We start from the raw sequence: 12,885 nt of genomic DNA, 5'->3' as shown, positions 1-12,885 counted from the left end.
TTGGGGTCCTGGTTCATTTGTACGCTACTTCTATCCCGTCTGTCCGTCGATTCACCTATGCTGTAAGCATCAGTCCGATCGGTCTTCTTCCGCACGTGCCTGGTCGCGGGCCTAGGGCTGCACAACATGCATTCCGTTCATATTGTGGCGTAGTGCGGGACGCAGTAGGTGGGTCCTATGCCGGAGGAAAATGAAGTCGTCCAACATCTGGTCGACTGTATTCCCATGGCCGCAATCGCCCACGATTCGCGGTTCAAGCTACTGGCGGTGAACTCGGAGTGTCGCAGTCGCAGCAATCTCAGCGGCACGTACGCCATCAGTCGCGACGCCCGTCAGTTTCTGCACCCGAGCGAGCATCCAGCCGCAGAGGAACTGAGCTTGAGACTGCTCGACGAATGGACCACCTCAAACAAGTACCCGTCTCCCGTGTCAGCACTTCGGCGTCTCCAACAGGACAATGGTCCCACGATCTCAGTCTGGACCCATGTAGGTATTACCGTCGCGAATGGGGAGCCGGTGTTTGTGGTGTGCCTCGACCTTGCTGCTCCACTGCTCGCCGAGATATCGACACTTCGCGAACGGGCAGAGCGTGACGACCTGACTGGTCTGCTTCGTCGAATTCCTGCTATGGAACAGGTTGACCAGTGGTTGCATGAAGAATGTCCGGTTAGCGTTGTGTTCGCTGACCTCGACAATTTCAAGGACGTCAACGATACCTACGGGCATGCCGCCGGAGATTTTGTCCTCCGGAAAGTCGCGATTCGCTTAGGAGCGCTGGCGCACGAGAACCGTATCGTCTGTCGCTATGCCGGTGATGAGTTGTTGGTAGTTGAACGGTCAGTCGAGCAGTCCAGACCGTTCGAATGGCGGTTCGATTCACACCGGTTCGTCAAAAGCTTCGTCAATGAATCGGCGCTTGCGCCAATACGGTGGCGTGGGCAGGAACTACGCATTTCAATCAGTGTCGGTCACGCTCAGTCCCGGCCGGGAGATACGGTTGACAGATTGATGGAGCGCGCAGATGCGGCGATGTACGAAGCAAAGAGGTCAACTGTGCGAATTTCGGAGAACAATTAGACGGCAAGGACGTCTACTGGTGCACCGCCGACATCGGTTGGGTCACCGGGCATTCCTACATCGTCTACGGCCCGCTCTCCAACCGCGCCACCCAGGTCGTCTACGAAGGCACCCCCAATTCCCCTGACGAACACCGCCATTGGAACGCCATCGAAAAATACAAAGTCTCGATCTACTACACCTCCCCCACCCTCGTCCGCACATTCATGAAGTGGGGCAAGGAAATTCCCGAAGCCCACGACCTCACCTCGGTCCGCCTGCTCGGATCCGTCGGCGAACCCATCAACCCCGAAGCCTGGCGTTGGTTCCGCGACGTCGTCGGCGGCGGAACCGCCCCCATCGTCGACACCTGGTGGGAGACCGAAACCGGCGCGATCATGATCTCCCCACTCCCCGGGGTCACGTCCACCAAACCCGGCTCGGCGATGACCCCGCTGCCGGGCATCTCGGCCAAGATCGTCGACGACGACGCCAAACCCTCGAGGTCGGCTTCGTGGAGAAGCCGACCCGAAACAGTGTCAGTGCTTGGCTGTTTTGTACTCGCGGCGGCGGCGGTGCAGGATCGGTTCGGTGTAGCCGTTGGGCTGGCTGGTGCCCTGGAAGATCAGGTCACTGGCCGCTTGGAAGGCGATGTTCGAATCGAAGTCCGGCGCGAGGTTCTTGTACGTCGGATCGGATGCGTTCTGTCGGTCGACCACCGGAGCCATCCGCTCGAGCGAAGCGCGCACCTGATCTTCGGTGACGATGCCGTGCCGGATCCAGTTCGCCAGGAACTGGCTCGAGATACGCAGCGTCGCGCGGTCTTCCATCAACGCGATGTCGTTGATGTCGGGAACCTTCGAGCACCCCACACCGTGATCGATCCACCGCACGACATAGCCGAGGATCGACTGAGCATTGTTGTCGAGCTCGCGCTGCTTCTGCTCGTCGGACCAGTCGGTCGCCGGTGCCAACGGGATTTCGAGGATCTCGTCGACGGTGGCACGCTTGGCTTTCGCGATCTCTTCCTGCCGGGCGAACACATCGACCTTGTGATAATGCAAGGCGTGCAGTGTCGCTGCTGTCGGCGAAGGAACCCACGCGGTGTTGGCACCGGACTTCGGATGCCCGATCTTCTGCTCGAGCATGTCGTGCATCAGATCAGGCATGGCCCACATGCCCTTGCCGATCTGCGCCTTGCCTTCCAGGCCTGCGGCGAGACCGGTGTCGACGTTGAAGTCCTCGTACGCCTTGATCCACGTCTGAGCCTTCATCTCGCCCTTCGGCACGACCGGTCCGGCTTCCATCGAGGTGTGGATCTCGTCGCCCGTCCGGTCGAGGAACCCGGTGTTGATGAACACCACACGTTCCTTCGCGGCCTCGATCGCGGCTTTGAGGTTGACGGTGGTGCGGCGTTCCTCGTCCATGATGCCGACCTTGAGGGTGTTGACCGGCAGCCCGAGAACCTGCTCCACCCGGCCGAACAGTTCCGCGGTGAACGCGACCTCGTCGGGACCGTGCATCTTCGGCTTGACGATGTACAACGATCCGGTGCGGCTGTTCTTCAGGACGTTGTCGGTGGCCAGCGAATGCAACCCGGCGAGCGAGGTGAACAGCGCATCGAGGATGCCCTCGGGGACCTCGTTGCCGTCCGCGTCGAGGATCGCATCGGAGGTCATCAGATGCCCCACGTTGCGAACGAACAGCAGTGACCGACCGTGCAGGGTCAGCTCGGACCCGTCGACCGCGGTGTAGGTGCGGTCCTGGTTGAGGGTGCGGGTGAAGGTCTTGCCGCCCTTGGAGACCTCTTCGGTGAGATCGCCGCGCATCAAACCGAGCCAGTTGCGGTAGCCGAGAACCTTGTCGTCGGCATCGACGGCGGCGACGGAGTCCTCGAAGTCCATGATCGTGGTGACCGCGGATTCGAGCAGAACGTCTTTGACCCCTGCGGCGTCGGTTTTACCGATCGGGCTCTCGGGATCGATCTGGATCTCGAAGTGCAAGCCGTTGTGCACGAGCAGAATGGCTGTCGGCGCATCCGGTGCGCCCTGGTATCCGAGCAGCTGCGCGGGGTCTGCCAGACCGACGGTGGATCCGTCGGCGAGGGTCACCGTCAACGATGCGGCCCCGGTAGTGGAGGTGTCGACAACGTATCCGGTGGTGCCCACGTGTGAACCGGAGGACAGGGGAGCAGCCTCGTCGAGGAATTCGCGGGCGAAGGCGATGACCTTGTCGCCGCGGACCTTGTTGTAGCTGGTGCCCTTCTCCGCGCCGCCGTCCTCGGAGATGGCGTCGGTGCCGTAAAGAGCGTCGTAGAGCGATCCCCAGCGTGCGTTGGAGGCGTTGATCGCGAAGCGGGCGTTGAGCACCGGGACCACGAGCTGTGGGCCTGCGGTGGAGGTGATCTCGGTGTCGACTCCGGAGGTGCTGATCTGGAAGTCGGCCGGCTCGTCGGTCAGGTATCCGATGTCCTTCAGGAACGCCTTGTACGCTGCCTTGTCGTAATCCGGTCCGGCGTGCTCACCGTGCCAGGCGTCGACCTTGCCCTGGATTTCGTCGCGCACTCCGAGGAGAGTCTTGTTCTTCGGAGCCAGATCGGTGATCACCGATTCGGCACCACTCCAGAACTTCTCGGGATCTACGCCGGTGCCCGGAAGTGCCTCGTTCTGCACGAAGTCGTACAAAACCTGGGCAACCTGAAGACCACCAACACGAACAAATCCTGACACCTGTTGTTCTCCTTCGACATACGACGCGCTGGCCTGTACGAAACAGCACTTCGGCCCTGCTCCCGGTCTTTCCGGTGCAGAGCCGAAGTGAAGACATGACTAGCTGGTAGCTGTCGTGGCGTCGGTGTTCGACGTTTCCGCGACAACGGCGGCGACTGTGGTCACCGGCGGGTTTCTCCGAAGTAGCTGCCGCAGAACAACAACGATAACAAGTGCCACTATGGCCGCAATTGTCAGTAGTGCTATCGCAGAGGCAGGATCGCCTGTCCGGGACTCGGCGATGCCGAACAGATTCGGCCCGAAGAATCCACCGAGAAGCCCGATGGAGTTGATCATGGCCAAGCCTGCAGCCGACTGAACACCGCTTATTCGGCTCATGGCTACCGACCAGAGGACCGGGGCCGTACCGGTGACGAAGAACTGCATGACTGCGAGCGCGATCAGACTCACCACGTGACCGGAATTTGCGGCGACGAAGGTCGAGATAGCCGCGCCGACCATGGCCACTGCGACGAAGCGGATTGGGTTGCCGTACTGACGAAAGAGTCTGGGGTAGATCAGAACACCGATCAACGCACCGACCGCAGGAAGTCCGGAGATGGCACCGATGGCGAGAGTTCCCGACACTCCGGAGGCCTCGACAATGCTCGGCATGAAAAAAGTGATGCCGTACACGCAGAGTTGGGTGACGAAATAGATGACAGCGATCGAAAGCAGCACACCACTGGAGAACACCGATCCGAGCGCCTGTCGGACAGAGTGTTTTTCTTCACTGACGACGGTGGTCTTGGCGAGGAGTGCTTCCTTTTCGTCTTCGGTGAGCCAGCGAGCGTCCTTGGGGCCGTTGGGCAGGTAGAACCACAGGAAGAACCCGAACAGAATAGTGGGGATTCCTTCGAGCAGAAGCAGCCACTGCCAGCCGTAGAGACCCAGCGCGCCATCGAGGGTCATGATCGCACCACCGAGAGGGCTGCCGAACACGGTGGCAATCTGTGGGGCGACGAGAAGCATTCCGACAGCGACGGCGCGGTCTCGGGCTGCGAACCACAGCGTGAAGTAGAAAAGCATTCCGGGGTAGAAGCCGGCTTCGGCGACACCGAGCAGGAACCTCATGATGTAAAAGCTGGTTTCTCCTTGTACGAAAAGCGTCAGGGTCGAGATGAGACCCCAGGAGATGACGATGCGGCTGATCCATCGACGCGCACCAAATTTGTGCAACATCAGATTGCTGGGTATCTCGAGAACGCAATAGGCGATGAAGAACAGGCCCGCGCCGAAGCCGAACGCCGCGGCAGAGATTCCCAGGTCGGCATCGAGTCGTGTCTTGGCCAGGGCGATGTTCGTTCGATCGAGGAAATTCAACACGTAGGCGAACATCAGCACCGGGATGAGTCGGAACCACACCTTCTGGGTGGCTGACTTGTACAAACGCTCGATCGCGTCCAACGGAATCGGGGTGGTCATTCGAGGTCCTCTCGCGGGCGGAAGCATCCACAGGATTCGGCCGGTAGATGTGCTCGCATGTGACGTCGCTACCAACGGTCGTCACTGCGTGGTGTACGTCACGATATTGTGCGAGACTCCGCTGCGTGAGGGTATTTATTACCACTGTCGAGATGTACTCGGTAGTGATAACTGACTCCATATCGGCAATTTTTGACCGACGTCACCCGCGCGCTCAAACGGTCACATGCATTTCTAGGCAACTGAATGCAACTGCTCTCTTAATGAACTCATACACCCTTCAACCGGAGTTGGTAGATAAAGTTGCTATGCACAACTGGCGGCGCACCTGCTTAGAGTGATCGGTATGTCGTGCGTCACAAGTTTCAGTAGTGAGTATCGACACCCATCGAGAGAATGAGGCTGTAGTGGATATTCGTCGGATCGTCACAGGTTACGACGCGGAGAAGGTGTCTGTGATCGCGGAGGACGACGTTCTCGAGCCCGTTGCGCCTGCGGCTCTCGAGGGACTCGATTTCTTCCCGATCTGGGCCACAGACCGCGAAGGTCGGCCCGTCTCCCCGGACAGTGCCGGATCGGTACCTTATTGGCCCGAGTTGGGTGGTACCCGTTTTCTGTTGGTGCGGTGGGCACCGTTGTCCGCGGTACCGGAACCGTCCGGTGATGTCGACATGCTCAACGCTGACGCAGAGCGTCAGCTACCCGGCCTGATGGGAGCGTTCGAGCCCGAGAATCCAGGCTTTCACACCTCCGACTCAGTCGACTACGGACTGTGTCTCGAAGGCGAGATGTGGCTTCGGCTCGATAACGACACCGAGCAGAAGATCCTCCCCGGTACCTGTGTGGTTCAGCGAGGAACGCGGCACAAATGGGAGAACAGAAGCGAAAGCCCGGCGACCATGCTGTTCGTGCTAGTCGGGGCGGACCGCACCGGCGTATGAGCCAGTGTATGACGCGAAGCCGCCGGGCCGTCAGTTCGCCGGCGACGAGCCGAGGACACTGGTCAGGGAGTGCAGTCGGACTGCGACCTGTAGCGACAGAGCGTTGTCGGGTTGTTGCCACTGTTCGCCGATCACTGCGCTGACCCGGTCGAGTCGTTTGATCAGAGTGTTCATGTGGACGTGTAGCGCTTTGGAGGTTTTGGTGAGGTTCGCGGAGTTCTCGAAATAGGCCGCCAAGGTGCCGACGAGGTCGGTGCCGCGCCGGGTGTCGTAGTCGATCAGTTCGCCGATGTTGTCGGCGAGAAGAGTTGTCAGATCCTCGGCGCGGGCGGGGTCGAACAGCGTCGCATAGAGCCCAAGATGCGCGCTCGTCGTGCCGCGATCGTCGATTCCACTGGCGCGCAGGATTTTCAGGCACCGTGACGCGATGGTGAACGGCCGAGTCAGCGACTCGTTCAGTCCGGTGATCGGTGTCGCGCACACCAGGATGGGTTCGTGCAGCGTTGCCCGCAGACGCCGCTGAATGGCAGCTGCGGCACCGTCGAGGTCATCGGTGACGATCAGCATCGTCGCGACTCCGAAGTACTCCCCCGCCAGGCCGCTCCACTCCGCGGAAAAAGTATGCAGGCGTCGGGTCAAATCGAGGGATCGCCGCGAAACGCCTTCTGCAACCACGAGTGCTGTGAACATTTCCACCTGTACGTGTCGAGATGCCGCGCGGGCCGCCAGTTCGGCGGGGATGGGCCGCACCGTGGTAATCACCTCTGTGAGAAGTTCTCCTCGTACGCGTTCCTCGGCTTCGACTACCGCGTTCTGCTTGAGTGTCATCAGACCCAGGATCTGCGACGCCCGTTCGAGGGTGCGTTGTTCGACGGCGCTCGGGGTGTGCAGGTGAGAGAGAACCACCGCGCCGAGGTAGGTGTCACCGGCCAGAATCGCAACGAGACTGTGGAACTGCGGTAACGGAGCTGCGTCGCCGTCTTGAACTGTCGCGCATCGTCCGGTTCTGCGGCTATCGGACAGTGCGTCACTCAGGCCGTCGGACGGTGCATCGGCTTTGCCGCGCACATTGTCGGTGGTGACCAGCAGATGATCGTCCCGGTCGTAGATCGCGACGCGGCCTCCGAGAGACGCCACCAACAAGTGCGCTACTTCTCGCGCACCACCCCCGGTGAGTACGACTCGCGTCAAGGCCTCGTGGACGGCGGCGGAGCGCTCGATGGTGGCGTACGCGTCCTGTAGATCCTTGAGGGCCTGCGTGCTTTCCTCGTACAGGCGGGCGTTCTGCAGCGCGATCGCGGCGTGGTCTGCGAAAGCACTGAGCAGCGCGACCTCGTCAATGTCGAATGGTCGCTCGACTCGATCCGCGGCGTAGAGAATTCCGAACACTCGCGTTCCGTCGCGGAGCGGCACCCCCAGCAGCGCCACGATGCCCTCGGCTCGAAGTACAGCATCGAAGCCGGCGTCGTGCATCAGCGTGTCGTCCGTGAGGTAATTACGGACCCAGAACGCCGATTGACTTTCCACCACGCGCCCACCCACACCGGTGTTGCCCGGCACGTGAGCGGTCCTGAACTCCGGCGACAGTGACCCTTCGACTGCACGCAAAGTCAGTTGCGAGTGCGGATCATCGAACACCGACAGGTACGTCACGTCGGTGCCGACGAGTTCGTGAGCATGTCGCACGATCGACGACAGAACGGTGTCGACATCGCCGAGCGCGGTGAGAGCCCGTGCGGTGGCATACAGGCTTGCCAGTTCGCGTTCGCGGCGCTGGCGGTGCTCGACGGCTTCCGACATCGACTGAGTCGGATTCGAGGTTGCGATCGCCTCGGCAGCATTGGGGTCGTTGTGCTCACTTTCCACACCGCTGACGGTACAGAAGTGGTATTTCCCACCCTCATGGTTCGGGCAATGCAGCGGTACTTTTCGCTGACCCACAAAGTGCCTTACTTCACATTTGTTGTGTGGTGTGTTGCCAATCACGAGGCTCGAGGAGTTCACAGCATGAACAAGATTCGTATTCCGATCGCTGCCGCCGTCGCAGTGTCCTGCTTGATGCTCGCGGCGTGTGGCAGTTCCACCAACCCCAACGCAGCGACATCGAGCGAGTCGCAGGACGGACCGATCGTTATCGGTGCGGCCGTCGCGACCTCGGGCTTCATGACCTCGTTCGACGAACCGGACATGGCCGGGTTCAAGATCGCGATGGACGAGGTCAACGCAGCCGGCGGTATCGACGGACGACAGATCGAGCTCATCCAGGAAGACACCACCTCGACCGCGGCAGGAGCGAAGAAGGCCGCGGAGACGCTCATCGATCAGGGAGCACGGATTCTGCTGACCAGCGCAAACTTCGATGTCGGGTCCCCAGCCGGTATTGCAGCGCAAGACCAGGGCATCCTCAACGTCAGCATCGGTGCCGCATCCCCGAAGTACGGCGCGCAGGGAATCGGTCCTCAGGCATACACCGTGGCACCGGCGACCTACCTCGAAGGGGCAACGCTCGCGCAGCTTGCGAAGGAAAAAGGCTGGACCACCCCATTCCTGCTCGACGACAAGTCACTGGACTACTCCACCGAGGTCTGCCAAGGTTTCCGGGATCATGCCGCTGACCTGGGCCTGCAGACGCAGGAAGACTCGTTCAACAATTCCGACCAGTCGATCGCCTCGCAGATCACCAAGATCAAATCCTCCGGGGCCACCGCGATCGCACTGTGCTCCTACACCCCGGGCGGGGCCACTGCAGTACGCCAGCTCCGTGCTGCAGGCATCGATCTGCCGATCCTTTCCGGAATCGGCATGGCCGGCACCTACTGGCTCGACGCAGTCCCCGACCTGAGCAACTTCTACACCGCCTCCACCGCCTCGATATACGGGGACGACCCGAACCCGAAGGTCAACGACTTCATCACCGCGTTCACCGAGGCCACGGGCGCGGGACCGGCCACCGACGCCGCAGTGGGCGGGTACTCGGCCGGAGAGATGATCTTCGACGCCATCGAGAAGGCAGGCGGAAGCACCGACGGTGCGGCGCTGTCCGACCAACTGGACACCCTCACCGACGAGCCCCTGCTGGCGGGATCAACGACCTTCACCCCGGAACTGCACATCCCGGCGGATCGCCCACTGGCGATCATCGAGTACACCGCAGGAAAACCCGCGTACACCGAGACCCTCCCCGTCGAGGGCACCGTCGATCTTCACCTCGGCAATTGACCATGATGAGCACCACCACCGGCTCGACCACCGAAGCCAGCAGTGCCAGCCTGGCTGTCCGCGACGTCAGCGTGACATTCTCCGGACTCAAGGCATTGTCCGGCGTCGACTTCGAGGTCGCGCCAGGGGAGCTCCTCGGCCTCATCGGACCCAACGGAGCAGGCAAGACCACCCTGGTCAACGTCATCAGCGGATTTCAACGACCCACCACCGGCTCGGTGCACCTCGGCGGAATCGACGCCACCACCATGTCTGCTACCCAACGAGCGCACAACGGCCTGGCACGGACCTTTCAAGGCGTGCGACTCTTCGATCACCTCACCGTCGAGGAGAACATCGAAGTTGCAGCCCTCAGCCGAGCAGGCCGAAAAAAGGCCCGCGCTCACGCGGCCGAGGCGCTCGCGGTGCTGGGACTGGCAGATCGGGCACACACCACGGCCGGAAGCCTGCCCTACGGCGACCAACGCCGCCTCGCCATCGCACGCTGCCTGGCGATGGAACCGCAGTTGATCCTGATGGACGAACCCGCAGCAGGACTCAATGAACACGAGACCATCGAACTCGGCGACGCCATCGACTCGATCCGTCGAACCCACAACCCGGCCATCGTGCTCATCGAACACGACGTGGCTCTGGTGATGCGTCTGAGTGACCGCATTCTTGTTCTAGCGCAGGGGGCACCGTTGGCGCTCGGTACACCGGCGCAGATCCGCGACAACCCCGAGGTCATCGCGGCGTATCTAGGAGTGGACGATGCTGAAAGTTGAGGACCTGTCCGTCACCTACGGACCCGTCGCCGCCGTGCGGGGAATCAGTTTCACCTGCGACGAAGGTGAAATCGTCACCATTGTCGGTGCCAACGGAGCAGGCAAATCAAGTGCTTTGCTTGCTGTGGCAGGCGGACTGCGCAGCGGGGTGAGCGGCACCGTCACCTTGAACGGCACCTCGCTTCTGGGCTTGGCACCGGAAACCCGCGTCGCTCGCGGACTTGCCCTCGTACCCGAACGCCGCCGCATCCTGGCCAGCCTCACCGTGCGAGAGAACCTTCAGGTAGCCACGGCATCGCGCCGGAACAAACCCGCAGCCCACCGCCAGATCGGCGAGATGATGGATCGTTTCCCCATCCTCGCCTCCCGGGCCGGCGGACCGGCAGGGCTGCTGTCGGGCGGTGAACAGCAACAGCTGGCGATCGCCAGAGCGCTGCTCGCCAAACCCACGATCCTCTTGCTCGACGAACCTTCACTCGGTTTGGCACCCAAAGTGATCGACGACATCTTCGCGCTGCTTGCCGAGCTTCGACGGGATGGAATCGGAGTCGTTCTGGTCGAACAGAACGCCCGACGCGCAGCGGCGATCGCAGACCGCGCACTGCTCCTGCGTCAAGGCTCCATCACGGCTGAAGAGGACCACAACCACGTCGGAGCTCTCGACGCCTACTTCGGGCTCTCCGCACACACCGAGGACCACCCCTGATGACAACGTTCGTTCAAAGCGGCATCGACGCGCTCAGCCTCGGTGCGCTCTACGCCCTGTTCTCGCTCAGCGTCGCAGTCATCTTCGGTGTCGCCAGAATCGTCAACTTCGCCAACGGCGAACTGATGACCGTCGCCGGATACACGATGGTCCTCGTCGTCGGCCTCTACTGGCCTATCGTGCTCGTGGCAGCGGTGCTGGTGACGGTCCTTGCGGCGCTGGCCATGGACTCGCTGGTCTTCCGGTGGGTGCGAGCGGCACACCCGACCACCCTGCTCATCGTCTCGTTCGCCGTCAGCTACTTCATGCAGAACGGCATTCTGATGATCGAAGGCAGTCGACCCAAAACACTCGACTTCGGCGCAGCACTGATCAACAGCATCTCCATCGGCGGCATCAGAGTGAGCGTGTTCGATCTGGTGACCATCGGTGCCACCGTTGTGATAGTTGCCGCATTGACCCTGCTGTTCAACAAAACCGGCGTCGGACGCCAACTACGCGCCGCGTCCGAAGACTTCGCCATGGCACGTCTGCTCGGAGTCAAAGCCAACCGCGTCATCGCCTACGCCTTTGCCATCAGCGGCACCCTGGCCGCGGTAGCTGGAGTACTACTGACCGTGAGCACCGCCACCGTCACCCCCGACTTCGGCGTGCAACCGGTCATCATCGCCTTCATCGCAGTAGTGATCGGCGGCATCGGGTCCCTGTCCGGAGCAGCTCTCGGCGGCCTCCTGCTCGGCATCGTGACGGTAATACTGCAAACCGTGCTCCCGGATTCGCTCGAGGTCTACCGCGACGCGTTCGTCTTCGTCCTCGTCATCGCCATGCTGCTCGCCCGGCCCCAAGGTCTACTCCCCCCCGCCTTCGCGAAGGAACGTGTCTGATGTACACAGCTCAACTCGCCACCCGCCGGCTGACCGGCCGCATCTGGCCTGCCCTCGGTCTGTGCATCGGTGTGTCCGCCGTGTCCCTTGCCTTGGCCGGTCACAGCCCCGGCCTCGACCAAGTCCTGATCATCGCCCTGGTCAACCTCATCATGGTGGTAGGCCTGTCGGTGTTCGTCGGCAACTCCGGCGTCGTCTCGTTCGGCCAAGTGAGCTTCATGGCTATCGGTGCCTACATCTGCGGGATGTTCACCATCCCGCAAATCGCCAAAGGCGTCATCATCCCGAACGCACCCGCCGTGTTCCAGAACACCACCCTCGCAACGACGGTCGCGGTTCTGCTAGGAGGAGCTGTCGCCGCGATCGTGGCCTACATCGTCTCGATCCCCCTCATGCGCTTGACCGGAATCGGTGCCTCGATCGGCACCCTGGCGCTCCTGCTCATCGTGCACACGTTCTTCGCAAACTGGAAACCCGGATCGAGCGGCGGCGGCAACCTTACCCGCGTACCCACCGACACCAACGTCAACATGATGCTCGGGTGGGCACTGATCGCCATCATCGTTGCCTTCCTTTACCAACAAACCCGCTTCGGGCTGCGCGTGCGCGCAGCCCGCGAAGACGAAGTCGCCGCCCGGGCCGTCGGAATCAACGTTGCACGTGAACGCAGACTCGCCTTCACCCTCAGCGCGTTGATGTTCGGCATCGCCGGTGGCCTCTACGGCCACTCGGTCGGCAGCTTCTCAGCCAACGACTTCTTTCTGTCGGTCACCTTCATCACCCTCGCGATGCTCGTGTTCGGCGGAAGTAGAAGCCTGTTCGGTGCCGTAGCAGGAACAGCGGCGATTTCAGCGGTCTCCTACGTGATCGAACAATGGCAAGGCGGTGGTGATGTTCTCGGACTGTCGATAAGCCTTCCCGCCGGCACACGCGAACTCGTCGTAGCCGCAGTCCTGATACTCGTCCTGCTGCTCCGGCCCGACGGCATCACCGGCGGCCGCGAACTACCCCGACCCCGCAACGGCCCGTTCAGGCGACCACGCCTCGGACCCGTCGCCTCGGTTCCACCCACCACCGCAGCATCTACGCAATCCAGGCCAGTCCAACACTCGTGACATC

The 12,885-nt window shown here is 61.7% G+C and carries 10 protein-coding genes and 1 pseudogene; 8 read left to right on the top strand and 3 right to left on the bottom strand.

The annotated features are described in order from the left end of the window. The first annotated feature begins 177 nt into the window (after positions 1-177). The gene (locus CH292_RS26560) at positions 178-1,077 is read left to right on the top strand and encodes a GGDEF domain-containing protein (RefSeq protein WP_143545806.1); all 900 of its coding nucleotides are present in this window, start codon (positions 178-180) and stop codon (positions 1,075-1,077) included. Between the two features lie 2 nt (positions 1,078-1,079). Further along, positions 1,080-1,550, top strand: a pseudogene (locus CH292_RS26555) (AMP-binding protein); the annotation flags it as partial. A gap of 45 nt (positions 1,551-1,595) precedes the next feature. On the opposite strand, the gene CH292_RS26550 reads toward CH292_RS26555, so the two are convergent. Then, positions 1,596-3,785 (bottom strand): malate synthase G, encoded by a 2,190-nt coding sequence (locus tag CH292_RS26550; RefSeq protein WP_094656166.1) that lies wholly within the window; start codon positions 3,783-3,785, stop codon positions 1,596-1,598. Positions 3,786-3,884: 99 nt separating this feature from the next. After that, positions 3,885-5,249: an MFS transporter gene (locus CH292_RS26545; protein WP_179278105.1), complete on the bottom strand. Its 1,365-nt coding sequence runs from the start codon at positions 5,247-5,249 to the stop codon at positions 3,885-3,887. A gap of 407 nt (positions 5,250-5,656) precedes the next feature. Between CH292_RS26545 and CH292_RS26540 the strand changes: the two genes are divergently transcribed. After that, the gene (locus CH292_RS26540; RefSeq protein WP_094656164.1) at positions 5,657-6,190 is read left to right on the top strand and encodes a cupin domain-containing protein; all 534 of its coding nucleotides are present in this window, start codon (positions 5,657-5,659) and stop codon (positions 6,188-6,190) included. A 30-nt stretch (positions 6,191-6,220) separates the two neighbouring features. Here the strand turns inward: CH292_RS26540 and CH292_RS26535 are convergent, their stop codons facing one another. Further along, positions 6,221-8,056 carry a GAF domain-containing protein gene (locus CH292_RS26535; RefSeq protein ID WP_218830208.1) on the bottom strand — a complete coding sequence of 612 codons (1,836 nt, stop codon included), beginning with the start codon at positions 8,054-8,056 and terminating at the stop codon, positions 6,221-6,223. A 141-nt stretch (positions 8,057-8,197) separates the two neighbouring features. Here CH292_RS26535 and CH292_RS26530 point away from each other — a divergent pair, with 141 nt between their 5' ends. The 5 genes from CH292_RS26530 to CH292_RS26510 are packed head-to-tail and all read left to right on the top strand — an operon-like array spanning position 8,198 to position 12,881. Next, entirely contained in the window at positions 8,198-9,409 is a 1,212-nt protein-coding gene (locus tag CH292_RS26530) for an ABC transporter substrate-binding protein (RefSeq protein WP_179276085.1), read from the top strand. 5 nt (positions 9,410-9,414) lie between these two features. Then, complete coding sequence (locus CH292_RS26525) at positions 9,415-10,176, top strand: ABC transporter ATP-binding protein (RefSeq protein ID WP_094656225.1); 762 nt, start codon at positions 9,415-9,417, stop codon at positions 10,174-10,176. Then, a complete protein-coding gene (locus CH292_RS26520) occupies positions 10,163-10,882 on the top strand; it encodes an ABC transporter ATP-binding protein (RefSeq protein WP_094656162.1) in 720 nt (239 codons plus the stop codon). The genes CH292_RS26525 and CH292_RS26520 overlap by 14 nt, the downstream gene beginning before the upstream one ends. After that, positions 10,882-11,766 (top strand): branched-chain amino acid ABC transporter permease, encoded by an 885-nt coding sequence (locus CH292_RS26515; protein ID WP_094656161.1) that lies wholly within the window; start codon positions 10,882-10,884, stop codon positions 11,764-11,766. Before CH292_RS26520 ends, CH292_RS26515 begins: the two co-directional genes overlap by 1 nt. Next, positions 11,766-12,881, top strand: coding sequence for a branched-chain amino acid ABC transporter permease (locus CH292_RS26510; RefSeq protein ID WP_094656160.1), 1,116 nt, complete (start codon positions 11,766-11,768; stop codon positions 12,879-12,881). The genes CH292_RS26515 and CH292_RS26510 overlap by 1 nt, the downstream gene beginning before the upstream one ends. Positions 12,882-12,885 lie beyond the last annotated feature (4 nt).

It is taken from the genome of Rhodococcus sp. 14-2470-1a, from assembly GCF_002259425.1.
Lineage (GTDB): Bacteria > Actinomycetota > Actinomycetes > Mycobacteriales > Mycobacteriaceae > Rhodococcoides > Rhodococcoides fascians_E.
The sequence above is the reverse complement of the archived record's forward strand: the minus strand, read 5'-3'. Positions and strand labels throughout refer to the sequence as shown.